We start from the raw sequence: 17,334 nt of genomic DNA, 5'->3' as shown, positions 1-17,334 counted from the left end.
CGTGCGGGATTTCAGTTCGTCTGCCAGGCCTTCCAGAGCTGGGCGTACCGGCCGCCGCCGGCCAGCAGCTGCTCGTGGCTGCCCTCCTCGACGACCCGGCCCTCGTCCATGACCAGGATCCGGTCCGCCGCGGCAGCCTGGGTGAGCCGGTGCGCCACGATCAGCGTGGTCCGGCCCTCGGTCGCGGCGACAGCGGCGCGTTCCAGATCGCGGGCGCCGGAGCTGCCCGCCTCGGCGGTCGCCTCGTCCAGCACCGCCACGTCCGGGCCGGCCAGGATCAGCCGGGCCAGGGCGAGCTGCTGGGCCTGGCCGGCGGTCAGCTGGTGCCCGCCCTCACCGACGTGGGTGGCGAGGCCGTCCGGCAGGGCGCGCAGCCAGGCACCCGAGCCGGTCCGCTCCAGCGCGGCGGTCAGCTCGTCGTCGCTCGCGTCCGGCCGGGCCAGGCGCAGATCGTCGGCGAGCGGCCCGGCGAAGACATGAACCTCCTGGCTGACCAGGGCGATGCGCCGCCGGGTCGCGGACTCCCCGAGGTCGGTCAGGGGTACGCCACCAAGGCGTACCGCCCCGTCAGAAGGCGGAATGATCCCGGCGGCGATGGCGGCCAGCGTGGTCTTGCCGGCGCCACTGGCACCGACCAGGGCGACCCGCTCGCCGGGTTCGAGGGTGAGCGTGACGTCGGCGAGAACCACCGGCCCGCCCTCGTACCGGTGTTCGGCGACGGTGACCTCGAGCCGTTTCTGGCCCGGTTGGTGCGGCGCGGCCTCCGGCGGCAGCGGCAGCGATGAGACACCGACCAGCCGGGCCAGGCTCGCGCCGGCCTGCAGCACGGTGTCGGCTTCCATCAGCAGCAGACCGATCGGGTTGAACAGCCGGTGGAAGTACAGCGCCGCCGCGGTAGCCGCCCCGACCGTCGCCATGTCCTCCCTGACCAGCAGGAATCCGGCGATCAGCACGGCCGACAGCCCGATCAGCTCGGCCCGGTTGATCCGGGAGCTGAACCGCGTGTAGATCGTGAAGACGTCCAGCGCCAGATCACGGGTGACCTGCGACCGCTGTTCGATGAGATCCGTCTGTTCCCGCTCCCGCCGGTACGCGCGTACCGTCGCTGCTCCTTGAAGTGCCCCCGCCATGGCCTGCGCTCGTTCGGACGACGCGACCCGCTCCTTGACGTAGAAGGGAACGGAGAGCGGGAGGTACCAGCGGAGCGCGAGGGCGTACCCGGGCGCGGCGGCGAGGCCGGCGAGGCCGAGCCGCCAGTCGAGGGCGAAGAGCCCGGCCGCGGTGAGCACGATGGACAGCAACGCGCCGACGAAGAGCGGCCCACCACCGGTGATCGCGGTCGCGACCACAGCGACGTCGTCACCGGTACGCGCGACCAGGTCCCCGGTACCGACCCGCTCCAGCGTGGCCGACGGCAGGTGCAGCGCCCGGTCGACGACCCGCTCGCGCAGACGGGCCAGCACGGTCTCACCGAGCCGGGCGAAGACCGCCGCCCCGGCGGCGGTCAGCAGGCCACCGACGACAGCGGCCGCCGCGATCACCGCGACCCGGTATAGCAACTGTTCGGTTCCGGCGCCGGCGATCACGTCGTCGACGAGGCGGCCCAGCACCCACGGCGCGACCAGACCGGTCGCCGACGCACCGACCAGCAGGACCGCCGCGGCCGTGCTCAGACCGGGCAGCCGGGCGAACTCGGCCCGGGTCACCGCCCACGTCTCGCGCGCGGTGGCGGTGGGCAGAAGCGGCCGGCTCATCGGAGCACCATCTCCCGGTAACGCGGCTGCGCCGCCACAAGCTCGTCATGGGTTCCCTCGGCGACCACCGTGCCGCCGTCCAGCACGGTGACCCGGTGCGCGGCCCGCAGCAGCGCCGGACTGCTGGTGATCACGATGGTGCCCCGCGGCGACCGGCCACGCGCCTCGGCCAGCCGGTCCGCGATCAGCGCCTCGGTGACCGCGTCCACGGCGGTCGTCGGGTCGTGCAGGACCAGCACCGGGGGATCGGCGGCGAACGCCCGCGCGAGCGCGACCCGCTGCCGCTGGCCGCCGGAGAGGTTGGCGCCGCGTTCGACGAGCTCGTGGTCGAGCCCTGCCGTCAATACGTCCTCCGCCGCGGCCGCATGGACCGCCGCCAGCAGCTCCTCGTCGGGGCGGTCTCCCAGGTTCTCCCGCAGCGATCCTTCGAACAGCGTGACGTGGTGGTGCTCCACCAGCACCACGCTTCGGGCCTCGGCGATGTCCAGGGTCTCCGCGGGCACGCCGTCGATGCGTACCGTTCCCTGGTAGTCGTCGCGCGCCACGTTGCCGGCGAGCAGGGCGAGCAGCGACTCGGCGTCCCGCGGGTCGTAGGCGAGCACCCCGAGCACCTCACCGGCTTTCACGCGCAGGCCGAACCGCTCGAGTCCACCGTACGAAATGTTCTGGAGAAGGAGCCGGTCGGAAGCCGGCGCCGGAACGCGTCCTTCACCCGGCGTGATGGCCGGCGGCGCGTCGAGAACCTTCGACACCCGCCCGGCGGAAGCGCGCGCGGTCGCGAACAGCTGCACGCACCAGCCGAGCGTCTGCACCGGCTCGGCGATGAACTGCGCCAGACCCACCACCGCGACCAGCTCACCGATCGTGATGTCGCCACGTAGCGCCAGCCAGCCGGCGACACCGGTGATCGCCGCGAGCAGCAGGCCGTTCACCGCGGTGGTCAGGCCCAGGTGCAGGCCTTTCGTGTTCGCCGTCCGCAGCGTCTGCACCAGCGTGTGCTTGCTGGCGGCCGCATACCGTTCGGCGGCATGGTGCTGCGCACCGATTCCGCGCAGCACCCGCAGGCCGGTCACCAGATCGACCGCTGTCGCGGTCGTCTCCGCAAGAGCCGCCTGCTGGGCGTCACTGCGGCGGGTCAGCAGCGGCGCGAGCCACTGCAACGCAAGAAGCGCCAGGGGTACGACTACCAGCACCCCGATCCCGAGAGGCGGATCGACGACGACAAGCGCGACGGCGGACACGAGCAACGCCGTGCAGGCCGCCGCGGACAGCCCGACCGCCCGGATCGCGTCCACCGCGTGCTCGGTGTCCCCGGCCGCCACACTGAGCAGCTCACCGTCCCGCAGCCCGGTCCTGCGCCCCCGCGGGTCCAGCGCCCGCTCGGCGATCTCCACCCGGAGCAGGTGCGCCTCCCGCTCAGCCGCCCCATAACTCAGCCGCGACCCGAACCGCCAGGCCATCGCCAGCACGGTGAACAACACCGCCAGCCCGGCCAGCGTGACAACGAGCGCCCCGGTGTCCGAAGTGGCCACGGCCCGGTCGATGACCAGCCCGATCACCACCGGCACCAGCGCCTCGGTCGCCTGATGCAGACAGAGCAACGCCACCCCGCCGGCCAGACGGCCACGGTGGCGCTTGATCGCGCGAAGAAGCAGACTTCGTTTCATGGTTAGGCCACCCTAACCAACAGGCATCTTGTCCTCCGCCCACAGCCTCTCGTCCCCCCGGTTGTTGCGTCGTCGTCGCTGGCCTACAGGTCGCACTGGTCACGAGCCCTCTGGCCGACAGCCGCCTCCGGCAACCAGCTGAACGCTACGGTCGCCGTGACGTGCAGCTGGCAGCTCTGGTGTGCAGCCCGTTCCCGCTGGCTTAACGTCAGGGTCGCCGTGGCGTGCAGCTGGCAGCCCTGGGCGACAGCTGGCGCCGGGCTGTACACCGCGGTCGCCGTGACGTGCAGCTGGCAGCCCTGGTGTGCAGCCGACTCACGCTGGCTTAACGTCAGGGTCGCCGTGGCGTACGGCTGGCAGCCCTGGATGACAGCCGGCAACGGGTTGAACACCACGGTCGCCGCCACGTGCAGCCAACAGCCGTGGGCGACAGCTCGGCCGGTCAACAGCCCGCCCGCGACTGGGCCCCGCGACTGGGCCCCGCGACTGGGCCCCCGCGACTGGGCCCCGCCGGCTGCGCACCGCCCGCGGCCGGGGCGGCTGGGGTCGTGATCAATGGCGGGCCAGCTCGACGGCGATCATGGCGGCTGTCTTTTGCGGGTTGCGGAGGACGTCGTTCGCCGTGAAGCGGAGCACGATCCATCCGGCCATCCGCAACTCGTTGGCGCGGGCCAGGTCGTGGCGGAACTGGTCACGGTTGCGGTGGTGGTCGCCCTCGTATTCGGCGGCCACCCTTTTCGCCGGCCAGCCCAGGTCCACCCGGCCGATCAGGTGACCGTGCTCGTCGCGTACCTCGTATTGAGGCTCCGGCGCGGGCAGACCGGCGTCGTGGATGAGCAGTCGCAGCCGCGTCTCCATCGGGGAACCGGCGCGGGAGTCGGCGAGGCGGATCACCTCCTTGGCCTGTGCCGTTCTCGGCCAATGACGGCGTTCGCGGACCAGCTGGGATACCGCCGGCAGGTCCAGGCGGCCCGTGCCGGCCAGAGCATCGACCGCGACGAGAGCCTCGGTACGCCGGAGGCGGCGGGCCAGGTCGAACGCCGTTCGCTCCGGCGTGGTGACCGGCGGACCGAGAGTTGTCACGTCGGCTTCGCCGAGGAGCGTGTAGTGCGGAACCATCCGGCTGTGACCCCTGATCCGCCGGTCGCGGGGTGTCACCACGGAGACGAGCGCATCGGGCCGGATCAGGTCGGCGCCCCAGAGGTAGGCCGCGCTGAGGCCCCCGATAGCCGCGCCGGTCGGCAGCAGCAGGCCCGCCGCGATGCACCAGATCCGATGATCGATCGGCACGTCACGATGGACGTACACGTCCGGCAACAGGCGCCGCCAGTCATCGCCACGCAGCCGGGCTCGGGTGATGAGGCCTGCGGAGATCACGGCGGAGCCGCGGAACGGGACTGACGTGGGTGGGGCGGCCATCGCGACAGCGTCGCCGAAATCGCCGGAGATCGCCGCCACCCCTGTGGACAACGCCCCCCAGAAATAAGGGACGAGCACGACCTGGGGACAACATGAGGCCGTGTAACTCACCGCAATAAGCAAGACGCAAGCAGAAAGAGCAAAAGCAGCAAGATCAAAAGCAGGGTCAGAAGTACGCCGAGACCACGCCACAAAAGCACTCGGCCCATCCCGTCATTCTCCGGGTTTCCGGCCGCGCCGCACGCAAAGGCATTGCGGGACCCGATCGACGGCTCAGGCCGGCGTCGCGTGCCACACCCGATGCGACCAGCCTATGTCGACGCTGCTCAGAACGCGCAGCCCCGAGGCGTCAAGCAATTCGCCGAGCCGGGCAACGCTGCGCCGGCCACTACCGAACGCCGCCCGCATCAACAGATCCTGCTCGATATCCTCAAGCTCGTCATCGTCGGCAGCGGGCCGATATTCCTCGACCACAACCACGTCGGCCCCCGGCGGCAGACCCTGGGCAAATTCGGTCAGCAGATGCCCGGCGTCCTCATCGCTGAGCCAGTCCAGCAACCGCACCAGCAGATGAGTGGCCCCGGCCCGGACCGGTATCGCGCCCGACGTGGCGACCAGTTCGGCCCGCTCGGCGATGTCCGCGTCGAGCACCTGCGAGCGCAACACGGCCAGTGCCGACGGCAGCGCGGCCGCGGTCAGCGCGAGATGGGGAAACTCGCGGCCGAGAGCGTTCAGCGCCGAACCCGCCGCATGTCCGGCCGCCACGATCGCGGTCGCCGACGACCAGTCGTACGCGGTGATCAGTTTCGGCACCATCCAGATGGCGGCGTCCTCGACGGCGACCCGGGCGGGTCCGCCGAGGCCGGGCTCGCGTTCGAACAGCGAGCCCAGCGACTGCCCGGCGACCGCCCGCCCGGCGAGGCCGAGCAGCGCGAACTCCAGGACGGACGCCGGACCTTCGAGGTGGTACTCGTCCCCGTCGTCGAGCAACTCTTCGCCGACCTCACTGAGCCCATATCCGCCGCCGTCGCTCACCGTGAACACATCGAGGCCGGTCAGATAGTTCATCAGCAGTTCGAGAGAGCCCGCCTCCACCCCGGTGGCGCCGGCCAGCGCGGCGAGGGTGTTAGTGCCCCGGTCGACCAGGTCGACGATCCCGAGCGTCACCGCCACCCGGATCGCCAGCCCCGGCGTGATCTCCGCAAGCTCATGAAGCCGCTCATGAGCGTCGTCCTCACCAACAAGTCCGGCAGCCCCAACGAAGGCAGCCCCATCGGAGGAAGCCTCGGCAGGGGAAACAGCTTCGGGGGAAACGGCCGCGGAGAAAGAGGACGCACCGGTCCGCTTCCAGTATCCCGTGATCTCCACCTGCTCCGCCGGCAACCCGCGCTCCACCCGCAGATATCGCCGCAACGGCCGGATCGCCCCGGCCTCCCCTGCCACCCAGGCGAAAACCTTCCCATCGGGCCACGGCATGGACATCACAGCCTCAGCCAGCGTCATCACGCTCCCGTTGACCCACGTGACCTCGGCATCCGCCGCCGTCGGCAGCTCCTGCCACCGATCCATATCGGTCACCTCGACGAAAACCCGCGCCCGCGAACCCGCCGGCATCTCGCGCAGCCACCGCCGCAAGGCGGGCAGAGCGGTCTCGTCCCCGGCAGCGACGATCCAGTCGGCGCCGGCCGGGTGGCTCTGCGACATCTTCGGCCCGGCCATCCAGATGGTGTCGCCGGCCGCGGCGCTCTCCGCCCAGCTCGCGGCCGGCCCGGTGCCGTGCCGGACGAAGTCGAGGTCGACCTCGGACGCGGTGACCCGGTGCGGCGTGTAGTCCTTCGCGATGGGACGGGCGTCGGCCGGCCAGTCCAGGCTGGCGATGGCCTGCCTGGGCAGCACCGGCTCGTCGGCGCCCGGCGCCGCGAAGAAGAGCTTGACGTGGTCGTCGAACCCTTCACTTCGCAGCGCCGGCAGGTCCAGCCCGTCCCGGTGAAATGCTCCGAGCTGCGGGCCCCCGATGGTGACCCTGCGGGTGCCGTCGTTGATGTCGGCGACCCGCAGCACTGTCAACTCCCGCAGCACGATCGGAAACGTCACGGTGGTGCGCATGTTGCGGCTGGACACCAGGCGAGGGTACGGGTGACCGGGCCCTCTCGATCCAAACGAGAAGCCGCTTCGTCATCTCCGCAGCACACTTAGGTTACCCTTACCGCTCGCCGGATCCACGGCGGAAGTCGCCAGATCCACAGCGGAAGGCGAACGCCCGAGACGGGGAGGAATGCCGTGACGGACACAGCTCTGCTGGACGCGGATCTCGCCGAGTGGGGCCACGACCCACACACCCACGAGGAGCATCAGTTCCTCTACGTGCCACTGGGCCGGATCGTGGTGACCGCCGAGGGCGCCGAGCACGTGATCGAGGGCGCGTCCGGCCTCTGGATGCCGGCCGGCGTGGAGCACAGCGCCCGCTTCGGCCCGGACGCCCTGGTCATCGCGGAGGAGTTCGACGCCGGGGAGAACCGCCTGCCGTACCGCGCGGCGACCGCGGTGGAGATGACACCGCTCGCCCGGCGCCGGCTGCTCGCCCGGGCCCGATCCGGTGACGAGGGGCTGGGCTGTCCCGAGCTGTTCGCGACGCTGGCGGCGCTGCGCGGCAGCCGGCTGCCGCTGCCCGAGCCGCAGAGCCGGATCCCACGGGCGGTCGCCCGGGAGCTCACCGTCCAGCCCGCCGACCCCCGGACGGCGGCCGAGTGGGCGTCGGTCTTCTTCACCAGCTCCACCAGCCTGCGGCGCGCCTTCCGCTCGGAGACCGGGCTGGCCTTCACCGAGTGGCGGACCCGGCTGCGGCTGAACCTGTCGCTGGACCTGCTCGCGAAAGGGAACCTGGTCGGCGCGGTCGCCGCCCGGGTCGGATTCACCAGCGCCAACGGTTACATCCTGGCGTTCCGGCGGCACTTCGGTGAGACGCCGGGCGCCTATCTCGCCCGACACTGCCCCGGAGGTCCGTTCGATGTCCAACTACAAGATTCGTAAGCCGGTCGACCCGCATGTGCTCATGCTGGAGGTCACCGGCACCGAACGAATCTCGCCGAACGTGGTCCGGGTGACCCTCGGCGGCGACGGACTCGACCGCTTCACGCCTCTCGGTTACGACCAGTGGTTCCGGCTCTTCCTGGCCCGCCCCGGCCAGGACACCCTGAAACTCCCGACCAGAACATCAGGCCTTTGGTACGCCCAATACCTCGCGACCGCCAAGCAGAAGCGCCCCTACGTCCGGTGCTACACGGTCCGCGGACACCGTCCGGGTGCGCTCGACGTCGACTTCGTGGTGCACGTGGACGCCGACGGCCACAGCGGCCCGGCCAGCTCGTTCGCCCTCACCGCGAAGCCGGGGGAGCAGGTCGGCCTGCTCGACCAGGGCTGCGGTTACAACCCGCGCGCCGACCACGAGTGGACGCTGCTGGTCGCCGACGAGACCGGCCTGCCGGCCGTGGCCGGGGTCTGCGAGTCGCTGCCGGCCGACGCCAAGGGCATCGCGATCGTGGAGCTGCCGTCGCTGGAGGACAAGCAGGACTTCCGGGCGCCGGCCGGCGTCGAGATCGTCTGGGTGTCCCGGGACGGCGCCGACGGGGTGCCGGGCGAGCTCGCCCTGGAAACGCTCAGGAAGACCGAGCTGCCGGCCGGGGACGTCTACGCGTACCTCGTCGGTGAATCGGCGCTGGCCACCGGCGCCCGCCGCTACCTGGTCGGTGAGCGGCAGGTGCCGAAGCAGAACATCGACTTCATCGGGTACTGGCGGCACGGTCACGCCGCAATGTGACCCGGATGGTCGTGCCGCCGAGAGGTGAGCCGTCCACCGTGATGGTGCCGTGGTGGCGCTCGACGATCCGCAGACAGGTGGAGAGCCCGATACCGTGCCCCTTGCGCGCGGTCGGGTCCACCTGGGCGAACATGTCGAAGACCCGCAACCGGTCGGCCGGCGGGATGCCCATGCCGTTGTCCGACACGGTGATCTCCCAGCCATCGGGGGTGGCCGTCCCGGCGATCTCCACCCGGGGCAGCCGGTCCGGGTGCCGGTACTTGATCGCGTTGTCGACCAGGTTCTGCAGCAGCTGGCGCAGCAGGGTCGGGTCGGCGTCCAGGCAGAGGTCGTCGGCGATCACCACCTCGGCGCTCTGGGCGTCGATCAGGGTGCGCAGGTCGTCGGAGACGCCGCCGGCCACGTCGGCGAGGCTCACCGCGCCGAACGAGCAGGGCGCGTTGCCGGCCCGGGCGTAGAAGAGCAGGGCCTGCACCAGTTGCTGCATCCGGCCCATCGAGGTGGACGCGCCGGTCAGCCACTTGGCGGCCCGCTCGTCCAGCCGGTCGCCGTACAGCTGGCCCAGCAGCTCCAGATATCCGCTGGCGCTGGCGAGCGGGCGTACCAGGTCGTGGCTGACCGCGGCGGCGAAGCCCTCCAGCTCGTCGTTGGATCGCTGCAGCTCGGTCTGTGCCGCTTCGAGCTGGTGACGGTACGTCCGGTCGGCAGTCACGTCGGTCATCGCGATCACCGCGCCGATCCGCTCACCGGCGTCGCTGACGATGCTGCGGCCGTTCGCGACCAGGTTGATCAGCTCGCCGTCGACCGTACGCAGGACCATCTCGGCGTCGGTGACGACGTCCTCGTCGAGGGCGCGGCGCAGCGGGCGCCGGTCCTCGGCCAGCGGGGTGACACCGTCGATCTCCAGCACCTCGCAGCGCTCGGCCACGATCCAGGGCGCCGCGTCCGGGTCGGCGGCGGCGCCGCCCCAGTGCCGGGCCGCCCGGTTGAGCAGCGTCATCCGGCCCTGCGCGTCGGCGGCGGCGATGCCGACGTCGACCGATTCGAGCAGGCTTTCGATGAACTTGCGGCTGCGCTCGGCCTCGGTGGCCAGCTTGCCGTTGAGCAGGGCCTGGCGACGCCGCTCGAAGAGACCGACGATCACCTGGGCCAGGTCTTCGAGGCGCTGCAGCTGCCGCTCACCGAGGACCTTCGGGACGCTGTCGAAGACGCAGACCGTGCCGAGCGCGTACCCATTGGGGGTGATCAGGGGCGCGGAGGCGTAGAAGCGCACGTCGGCGAGCCGGCCGTCGACCCACGGGTTGGTCGCGAAGATCGGATGACGGCTCGCGTCCGGCACGTGCATGATCTTGCCGTCGCGGAACGCGACCGCGCACATCGAGTCGTCGCGCGAGGTGTCGCAGCCGTCGAAGCCGATCGTGGTGATCTGGCACTGCCGGGACTCGTCGATCAGGTTGAGCGCCGCGGTCGGCACGTCGGCGATGGTCGCGGCGATCCTGATGACCGCGGAGAGCTCGTCATCGGCGGGATTGTCGAGCAGCCCGTACTCGTGCAGAGCAGCGACACGGGCCTGTTCGAGGTCGATCAGCGAGGTCGGCACGGGGGCAGTATCGGCGGGGCAGACCGCCACTTGAGAAAACGAAAAAATCAGCCGAAGGCGCCGGACAGCTCCAGCACGGCCGGCCCGATGATGATCACGAAGATCGCCGGGAACATGCAGAACAGCACCGGGAAGAGCAGCTTCACCGGGATCTTCTGCGCCTGCTCCTCGGCCCGCTGCCGGCGGCGTACCCGCTGGTCCTGAGCGTGCTCACGGAGGATCGGCGCGACCGAGATGCCCAGGTCACCGGCCTGCACCAGCGCCGTGACCAGCCGTTTCAGGTCCCGGACCGTGGTACGCCCGGACAGCGAGCGCAGCGCCTCCGTACGCGAGACGCCGAGCCGCATCTCCTGGAGCACCCGGTGCATCTCGTCGGCCATCGGCCCGCGCATGGTCCGTGCCACCTGGTCCATCGCCGAGTCCAGGCCGAGGCCCGCCTCGACGCCGATGACCAGCGCGTCCATCACGTCCGGCAGGCTGCGCTGCACCAGCTCCTGCCGTTTCGTCCCGGCGTTGTTGACCAGCAGCTGCGGCAGCAGGCACCCGCCGACGAACCCGCCGATCGCGCCGATCACCGAGCCGGGGTCGCCTTTCCAGGTGTCGCCGAGCGCCGAGCAGAACATGGCGAGACCGGCGGCGGAGAGCGGCCGCATCCGGATCACCTTGGTCAGCGGCCAGCCCGGCGGGTTGCCGGCTCGATCCAGGCCCCGGACCAGGCGTTCCCGGTCGCCGGGCGGGCCGAGCATCGTGCCGATCCGGTAGAGAAGGCGGCTCACCGCCGACTCGGTGCTGTCGTCCTGCTCGTCCTTGTCGGGTGCGTCGCCGCGGGTGTACTTGGCCAGCGTCTTCAGGACCCGTTCGCGGCGCGGCGGCGGGATCAGCACCGCCGTGGCGGACAGCCCGACGGCGAGGAACAGGCAGGCCAGCGCGACGATGAGGGCGGTCATGGATCAGACCTCGACCTTGACGACCACACGCAGCCAGAGAGCGCCGAGCACCACGCCGGCCACCGCGACGCCCAGCATGGCCAACCCGGCCGTCTCGGTGACCAGCGGTTTCAGGTAATCCGGCTCGGTCAGGTAGATGGCGCCGGCCGAGACGATCGGCATCGCGGTCAGCACGTACGCCGAGACCCGCCCCTCACCGGAGAGGGCCCGCACGTGGCGGTGCAGGTAGGCGCGCTCCCGCATCGTGTCCGCGGTGGTCTGCATGACGTCGACCAGGCTGCCGCCGACCTCCCTCTGCAGACGCAGAGCCATGACCAGCCAGACCATCTCCGAGCTGTTCATCCGTTCGCCGACGCGTTCCAGCGCGTCCTCGAAGTTGCCGCTGATCCGGGTCTCGGCCAGTGCCCGGCGCAGCTCCACGGCGACCGGGCCCTCGTCGTCGCGTACCGAGGCCTCGACGGACTGGTGCAGGGTGAAACCGGACCGCAGCGAACTGATCATGAGGCCCAGCGCGCCCGGCAGCTCGTCGGCGAACGTCCGCTCGCGCTTCTTGATGTAGATCAGCAGGCCGCCGTTGGCGCCGAAGAACCCGAGCAGCAGCCCGACCAGCAGGGCCGTGAAAAACCGGCTCGCGACGACCAGGACCAGCCCGAGGACCACACCGGTGGCGAACCGGATGACCAGCCACTCGGTCGGTTTCAGCACGCCGCCGATCCGGTCCAGCAGGCTCACGTCGCGGTCGGCGAGCCGGATCAGCGCCGGATAACGCAGCGGGTACCGGCCGGCCGTGGTGAGGATCCGGCGCATCAGCGGGATCTTCACCTGCTCGCGATGCACGGTGAAGAGCTTCAGCGCGGCGAGACGCCGCTGCATCGGCGTGCGGCCGAAGAAAAGATCAATGAGCAGGTACGCCGTGACGAACGCCGCCGTCACGGCGCAGATGATCGCGACGAGGATCGGGTTCACCTCCGGCGGCCCGCGAACATGGTGGCCGGCAGGGTCACGCCGTACATGGCGAGGGTGTCGGTGAAGTGCGGGCGCACCCCGGTCGGACGCAGGCCTCCGGTGCTGCCGGGTGTCTCGGCGCCGGCGTTCGGGTCGTACAGAAAGATGTCCTGAAGGGTGACGATCTCGCCTTCCATGCCCACCACCTCGGTGATGTGGGTGATCTTGCGGGTGCCGTCCTTGAAGCGGCTGACCTGCAGGATCATGTCGACCGCGGAGGCGATCTGGTCACGGATGGCGCGGCTCGGCAGCTCCATGCCGGCCATCAGGACCATGGTCTCCAGGCGGGAGAGGGCGTCACGCGGTGTGTTCGCGTGCAGGGTGGTCAGTGACCCGTCGTGGCCGGTGTTCATGGCCTGCAGCATGTCCAGCGCGGCGCCGTCACGGACCTCGCCGACCACGATCCGGTCGGGGCGCATCCGCAGCGCGTTGCGGACCAGGTCACGGGTGGTGATCGTGCCGCGGCCCTCGGAGTTCGCCGGGCGTGACTCCAGCCGGACCACGTGCTCCTGGTCGAGTTGCAGCTCGGCGGCGTCCTCGACGGTGACGATGCGCTCGTCGGACGGCACGAATCCGGAGAGGATGTTGAGGATCGTCGTCTTGCCGGAGCCGGTGCCGCCGCTCACCAGGATGTTGCGGCGGCCGCGCACGGCGGCGTCCAGGAACTCGGCGGCCTGCCGGGTCAGCGTTCCGTACGACATCAGGTCGCCGACGGTCAGCGGCACCGAGGAGAACTTGCGGATCGTCAGCGACGACCCGTCCAGGGCGATCGGCGGCACGATGGCGTTGACCCGGCTGCCGTCCGGCAGGCGGGCGTCGACCATCGGGCTCGACTCGTCGACGCGCCGGCCGACCCGGGAACAGATCCGGTCGATGATCCGGCGCAGGTGGGACTCGTCGTCGAACTCGGTCGGCGCCTTTTCGAGCCGGCCGAACCGTTCCACGAAGATCAGATGTGGGCCGTTCACCATGACCTCGGTGACCGACTGGTCGCGCAGCAGCGACTCGATCGGCCCGTGCCCGAGCACCTCGTCGACGACCTCCCGGATGATCCGGGCCCGGTCGTTGCCGGACAGCGGTGTCTCCTCGCGGGCCAGCAGGTCGTTCAGCGCCTCCCGGACGCGGGCGTCCAGGTCGTCGCCGCCACCGCCGGGCGCGTTGCCGTACAGAGTGGGTCCGAGCTCGTCGGCGAGCTTGCGCTGCAGGCGCAGCCGCACCTCGTTGACCTGGTCGGTGGGTGGCCGGGCGCCGGCGGCGCGGTAGCGGTCGGCGCCGGACTGGCCGGCACCGCCCCGTTCCTCGGGTTCCTTGCCCTGTGCGGCGGCGAGACGGGCGGAGAGGCTCATCAACTCACCTTCTTCCAGTTGAAGAAGCGCCGCTGGCGCTGCGGCGCCGTCTCGACGCCGGCGCACCGGTCGGCGAGTTCCCGGATGGCCCGGCTGACCGGGTGCATCGGGTCGGTCGCGGTGAGCGGCTCGCCCTGGTTGACCGAGACCGGAACGTCGCGACTGGACGGCACCTGCACGGCGAAGCCCATGCCGACCGCTTCCTCGACGTCGGCGGGAGTCAGACCGACCAGGGTGTTGGCCCGGTTGAAGACCAGCAGCCGGCGGTCCTTCGGATAGTTGAGCAGGTCGAACATCTCGCCGGTGAGCCGTACCGACTTCAGGGTGGGCAGTTCGGGCGTGACGATCGGGATGTACCAGTCGGACATGTCGAGCGCGGCGAGGACCTGGTCGGTCACCACGGCCGGGGTGTCGACAACGATGAAGTCGTACAGCGGACGGGCCACGTCGAGCAGCTCCACCACGAACTCGCGCCGCACGCCCTCACCCTCCGCCGGGCTGGCCGGTGCGAGCAGAGCGTCCAGGCCCGGGCGCGCCGACGTGATGATCGAGCGCATGCCCTGCTCGTCGAGGCGGCCGGCCATCGACAGGCCGTCCGCGATGCTCCGGTCCGGCGACAGCTTCATCATGATCGCGACGTCACCGAACTGAAGATCAAGATCCATGATCAGTACGCGTCGCCCGCCACCCGCCAGCGCCACAGCGAGGTTGACCGCGACGACACTGCGGCCACAACCACCCTTGCCGGCGAAGACAGTGATCACCCGGGCGTACGGGGCCGCGTCGGTGGCGCTGCGCATCGTGGTGCTCAGCGCTTTCGACAGGTCGATCGACCGGATCGTCGCGTCCCGGAGACCCTGCTGGTCCTTCTCCTCGACGATCTCGCGTACGCCGGAACGCAGGCACTGCAGCACGATGTCCGGTTCCAGAATGTGCCGGATCAGCACCACCCCGATGAGCGGACGCTGAAGGCGCTGGTACGCGGTGAACATCAGCGCCTCACCGAGGTCGACCTCGGCACCGAGGATCACCAGGATCGTCTCGGGATAGCGCGGCAGGTGCACCTCGAGCTCGGCCATGCTGGTCAGCACGGTGCAGCCGACCTCCCGGAACTGAGGTCCGATGATCTCGCGGCGGTTTTCGTCGGGCTCGACGTAGACGTAAAGGCTCATTCGAACAGTTCCTGCGAGTTGACCCACTCCCCGACGGTGGGTGTCGCCTTCGGGCCCAGAAGTGCCAGGTAGAGCCAGCACTGCTGGGTCGCGTGGATCAGTCGCTGCGCGTCGGTCGCGTCGACGGAGAGGGTCGCGACGTATCGCTGGAGTGACGTGGTGCTGGGCGCGGTGTCGTACTTGCCGCTGGCCGACGGTGACGGCGACGCGGTCACCGACGTGGTCGCCGTCGGCGTCGGTGTGGTCGGAGCGGGTGTGGTCGGGGCCGGAGCCTCACCGATGGTGATCACCTTGGCGTCCGGAAGCAGCAGACGGGTCCGCCTGTCCTGTTTGCCGTCGAGTTCGCCGCCGATGATGTCGAACATGCAGGAGGCGTAGACCGCGACCTTGTCACCGGGTTCGACGTCCCCGCCGACCTGCGGCGCGACGTTGAGCGCGACGCTCACGGCGAGCCGTCCCTTGGGCACCTTGATCCGGCGCGAGGGCGTGGGCGACACCTTGACCTGCGTCTGGAACAACGGTCGCATCAGCAACTGGCTGCGCTCCAGCGGTGCGGTCAGCCGCAGCTTGTCGAGGTCGGGGTCCCAGACGGTCAGAGCGCCATCAGGCACGGTCTTCGCCGGGACCAGGATGCGCTCGGTGAGTCCTTGTTCCCGGATGGCCGAACCCAGCGTGTCCGCCGGGATGCGCTGCTTGGCCACCAGGACCCACAGGCCCTGGTTGCCACTGAGCGCACGGCGGTCGGCCGAGCGTGCGTACGAGAGGACTGCCGTTCCGCTGATTCCGGCCAGCAGGAGCGCGGCGAGCAGGATGAGGATGCGCCGTCGCATATCTCCACCTTCTCAGGTGAAGGTCACCCGTCGAGGCCGATCAGGATTACCCGGTGATCAGCCGACACAGGCCATGACACCAGTGGCCTTGAGCGTGACGGGAGGGATGGTGTGGTTGCTCAGCCGCTTGATCATGCTGGTGAGCGGAGTGACGGGCTGGAACGGCCGGGTGATGGTCACGACAGCGTCCGAGCCCGCGACGGAGGCGGAGGTGCAGAGGGTCGGCGTGGCCCCGTAATTCAGGGTGATGCCGGCGCCCACGATGCTCTGCACCTTGTTCTTCACGTCGGTGCTGGTACCCGACAGCGCTCCGAGGCGGGCACCTTCGCGGGCCGCCTCGGTCATTTGAATTTGTTGTTGCAGCATCCGGCCCATGTCGATGATCGAGAAGAGGATCAGCAACAACACCGGGAGAATGATCGCGAACTCGATGGCCGCGACGCCATCGTCCCCCCGGGCCGGCCACTTCGAAGAAGCCGGCCCGAGGCGGGGCGTGATGCGAGCGTGCGCGAACCTCATCGTTCGCCGGTGCCTTTCCTCAGTACGTCAGATGGCGGCCATCAGCGTCGTGATCAGCGCCTCGATGTCCTTGCGGAGGTTCGTCACCGCGAGGATCAGGCCGCCGGCGATGAGCGCCGCGAGCAGCGAGTACTCCACCGCGGTCGCACCCTCGTCCGACTTGTGAGCGGCGCGGATGTACGAGACGAGCATGCTGATGAACTCCACAGTCAATCCCCTAAGTTCTGGCAGGCCGTCCGGCTCGGCGGCCTTGTGCCAGACTTATCGGGTCCCGGAGCCTTGGGTTTGAGAGCCAAGAGGTTGCACCGGGTTGCGGATTGGCTATCGACTCGGCGTTGCCGTTCCCTGCGCCAGCACACTGCGCAGCATCCCTGCCAGGATGTCCGCGGTGTAAGGCTTCGTGATGAACGGTGAACCGGCCTTGATCAGGCCTTTCTTCACCGCTGTTGCCTCCGGGAGCCCCGACACGTACACCACTTTCATCTGTGGTCGTACGGCCGCGGCCGAGCGGGACAGCTCGCCGCCGGAGACTCCCGGCAGCCCTAGATCGGTGAGCAGCACGTCGATCGGGCCATCGTGCACCCGGCACTTCATCAACGCGCTGACCGGGTCCTGCGCGGCGATGACCGAGAAGCCGCGCAACTCCAGCATCTGGGAGGTCACCTCGCGCAGGTCCTCGTCGTCCTCGACAAGCAGGACGACCGGACCTGTTCGTTCTGTCGGCTGCCACATCGTCGTTCCTCCTGGGACCTGCGTGAACCGGTCTCACGGACAACTTATCGACACGGCAACCCTCAACCGCCCGGAATGCGAAAACGCCGATCGCCGAAGACTGGCCCGGGCTCTGTGACCGGCGTCTCAATCAATCGGGAATTATCGATGCCTGCTCCAGGTTCCACCGATCACGAAGCAGTTCTTCAGATTTTAAGTTTCTCCGAAGGTGAGTGACATGAGCGAGCAGAAGATCATCGCGGTCGTCGGAGCTACCGGTTCTCAGGGTGGTGGTCTGGTCCGCGCGATCCTGGACGACCCCGACGGCGGCTACGCGGTCCGCGCGCTGACCAGGGATGTCACCTCGGCCAAGGCCCAGGAGCTGGTCAAGCTCGGCGCCGAGGTGGTGCAGGCCGACAACTACGACGAGCAGAGCCTGACGGCGGCGTTCACCGGGGCCTACGGCGCTTACCTGGTGACGGACTTCTGGGCGCACATGTCCGCGGAGAAGGAGCTCCAGGAGGCCACCAACCTGGTCAACGCGGCG

Annotated in this window: 17 protein-coding genes; 3 read left to right on the top strand and 14 right to left on the bottom strand. The window is 69.9% G+C overall.

Annotated features, from left to right (window positions below; translation table 11 throughout):
• Window positions 1-11 precede the first annotated feature (11 nt).
• From B0I29_RS17020 to B0I29_RS17000, 5 genes are all read right to left on the bottom strand, one after another.
• Entirely contained in the window at window positions 12-1,754 is a 1,743-nt protein-coding gene (locus B0I29_RS17020) for an ABC transporter ATP-binding protein (RefSeq protein ID WP_111649981.1), read from the bottom strand.
• Window positions 1,751-3,421 carry an ABC transporter ATP-binding protein gene (locus tag B0I29_RS17015; protein ID WP_111649980.1) on the bottom strand — a complete coding sequence of 557 codons (1,671 nt, stop codon included), beginning with the start codon at window positions 3,419-3,421 and terminating at the stop codon, window positions 1,751-1,753. The genes B0I29_RS17020 and B0I29_RS17015 overlap by 4 nt, the downstream gene beginning before the upstream one ends.
• Before the next feature lie 83 nt (window positions 3,422-3,504).
• Window positions 3,505-3,867 carry a hypothetical protein gene (locus tag B0I29_RS17010; RefSeq protein ID WP_146616805.1) on the bottom strand — a complete coding sequence of 121 codons (363 nt, stop codon included), beginning with the start codon at window positions 3,865-3,867 and terminating at the stop codon, window positions 3,505-3,507.
• Between the two features lie 106 nt (window positions 3,868-3,973).
• Window positions 3,974-4,918, bottom strand: a complete 945-nt coding sequence (locus B0I29_RS17005) for a DUF559 domain-containing protein (protein WP_245972571.1) — start codon at window positions 4,916-4,918, stop codon at window positions 3,974-3,976.
• 195 nt (window positions 4,919-5,113) lie between these two features.
• The gene (locus tag B0I29_RS17000) at window positions 5,114-6,961 is read right to left on the bottom strand and encodes a siderophore-interacting protein (protein ID WP_111649978.1); all 1,848 of its coding nucleotides are present in this window, start codon (window positions 6,959-6,961) and stop codon (window positions 5,114-5,116) included.
• 159 nt (window positions 6,962-7,120) lie between these two features.
• Here B0I29_RS17000 and B0I29_RS16995 point away from each other — a divergent pair, with 159 nt between their 5' ends.
• On the top strand, window positions 7,121-7,870 hold the full coding sequence (locus B0I29_RS16995) for a helix-turn-helix transcriptional regulator (RefSeq protein WP_220091333.1): 750 nt from the start codon (window positions 7,121-7,123) through the stop codon (window positions 7,868-7,870).
• A complete protein-coding gene (locus B0I29_RS16990; protein ID WP_111649977.1) occupies window positions 7,848-8,657 on the top strand; it encodes a siderophore-interacting protein in 810 nt (269 codons plus the stop codon). Before B0I29_RS16995 ends, B0I29_RS16990 begins: the two co-directional genes overlap by 23 nt.
• Here the strand turns inward: B0I29_RS16990 and B0I29_RS16985 are convergent.
• The 9 genes from B0I29_RS16985 to B0I29_RS16945 all read right to left on the bottom strand — a co-directional run bounded on the left by B0I29_RS16985 (window position 8,620) and on the right by B0I29_RS16945 (window position 16,808).
• Entirely contained in the window at window positions 8,620-10,257 is a 1,638-nt protein-coding gene (locus B0I29_RS16985; RefSeq protein ID WP_245972570.1) for a GAF domain-containing sensor histidine kinase, read from the bottom strand. The genes B0I29_RS16990 and B0I29_RS16985 overlap by 38 nt on opposite strands.
• 47 nt (window positions 10,258-10,304) lie before the next feature.
• Window positions 10,305-11,204, bottom strand: a complete 900-nt coding sequence (locus tag B0I29_RS16980) for a type II secretion system F family protein (RefSeq protein ID WP_111649976.1) — start codon at window positions 11,202-11,204, stop codon at window positions 10,305-10,307.
• Window positions 11,205-11,207: 3 nt separating this feature from the next.
• Entirely contained in the window at window positions 11,208-12,170 is a 963-nt protein-coding gene (locus B0I29_RS16975) for a type II secretion system F family protein (RefSeq protein WP_111649975.1), read from the bottom strand.
• On the bottom strand, window positions 12,167-13,555 hold the full coding sequence (locus tag B0I29_RS16970; protein WP_111649974.1) for a TadA family conjugal transfer-associated ATPase: 1,389 nt from the start codon (window positions 13,553-13,555) through the stop codon (window positions 12,167-12,169). Before B0I29_RS16970 ends, B0I29_RS16975 begins: the two co-directional genes overlap by 4 nt.
• Window positions 13,555-14,727 carry a CpaE/TadZ family protein gene (locus tag B0I29_RS16965; RefSeq protein WP_111649973.1) on the bottom strand — a complete coding sequence of 391 codons (1,173 nt, stop codon included), beginning with the start codon at window positions 14,725-14,727 and terminating at the stop codon, window positions 13,555-13,557. The genes B0I29_RS16970 and B0I29_RS16965 overlap by 1 nt, the downstream gene beginning before the upstream one ends.
• The gene (locus B0I29_RS16960) at window positions 14,724-15,557 is read right to left on the bottom strand and encodes an RcpC/CpaB family pilus assembly protein (protein WP_111649972.1); all 834 of its coding nucleotides are present in this window, start codon (window positions 15,555-15,557) and stop codon (window positions 14,724-14,726) included. The genes B0I29_RS16965 and B0I29_RS16960 overlap by 4 nt, the downstream gene beginning before the upstream one ends.
• Window positions 15,558-15,614: 57 nt before the next feature.
• The gene (locus tag B0I29_RS16955) at window positions 15,615-16,076 is read right to left on the bottom strand and encodes a TadE/TadG family type IV pilus assembly protein (RefSeq protein WP_111649971.1); all 462 of its coding nucleotides are present in this window, start codon (window positions 16,074-16,076) and stop codon (window positions 15,615-15,617) included.
• Window positions 16,077-16,103: 27 nt separating this feature from the next.
• Window positions 16,104-16,283: a Flp family type IVb pilin gene (locus B0I29_RS16950; protein ID WP_220091332.1), complete on the bottom strand. Its 180-nt coding sequence runs from the start codon at window positions 16,281-16,283 to the stop codon at window positions 16,104-16,106.
• Between the two features lie 114 nt (window positions 16,284-16,397).
• A complete protein-coding gene (locus B0I29_RS16945) occupies window positions 16,398-16,808 on the bottom strand; it encodes a response regulator (RefSeq protein WP_111649970.1) in 411 nt (136 codons plus the stop codon).
• 217 nt (window positions 16,809-17,025) lie between these two features.
• Here B0I29_RS16945 and B0I29_RS16940 point away from each other — a divergent pair.
• A partial coding sequence (locus B0I29_RS16940) for an NmrA family NAD(P)-binding protein (RefSeq protein ID WP_181557841.1) occupies window positions 17,026-17,334 on the top strand: 309 nt, incomplete at its 3' end.

The organism is Actinoplanes lutulentus (genome assembly GCF_003259845.1).
GTDB classification, from domain to species: Bacteria; Actinomycetota; Actinomycetes; order Mycobacteriales; family Micromonosporaceae; genus Actinoplanes; species Actinoplanes lutulentus.
The sequence above is the reverse complement of the archived record's forward strand: the minus strand, read 5'-3'. Positions and strand labels throughout refer to the sequence as shown.

Coding starts and splice junctions, on each gene's coding strand:
- B0I29_RS17020 (WP_111649981.1), bottom strand. CDS start 1,754: ATGAGCCGGCCGCTTCTGCCCACCGCCACCGCGCGCGAGACGTGGGCG.
- B0I29_RS17015 (WP_111649980.1), bottom strand. CDS start 3,421: ATGAAACGAAGTCTGCTTCTTCGCGCGATCAAGCGCCACCGTGGCCGT.
- B0I29_RS16990 (WP_111649977.1), top strand. CDS start 7,848: ATGTCCAACTACAAGATTCGTAAGCCGGTCGACCCGCATGTGCTCATG.
- B0I29_RS16980 (WP_111649976.1), bottom strand. CDS start 11,204: ATGACCGCCCTCATCGTCGCGCTGGCCTGCCTGTTCCTCGCCGTCGGG.
- B0I29_RS16970 (WP_111649974.1), bottom strand. CDS start 13,555: ATGAGCCTCTCCGCCCGTCTCGCCGCCGCACAGGGCAAGGAACCCGAG.
- B0I29_RS16965 (WP_111649973.1), bottom strand. CDS start 14,727: ATGAGCCTTTACGTCTACGTCGAGCCCGACGAAAACCGCCGCGAGATC.
- B0I29_RS16960 (WP_111649972.1), bottom strand. CDS start 15,557: ATGCGACGGCGCATCCTCATCCTGCTCGCCGCGCTCCTGCTGGCCGGA.
- B0I29_RS16955 (WP_111649971.1), bottom strand. CDS start 16,076: ATGAGGTTCGCGCACGCTCGCATCACGCCCCGCCTCGGGCCGGCTTCT.
- B0I29_RS16945 (WP_111649970.1), bottom strand. CDS start 16,808: ATGTGGCAGCCGACAGAACGAACAGGTCCGGTCGTCCTGCTTGTCGAG.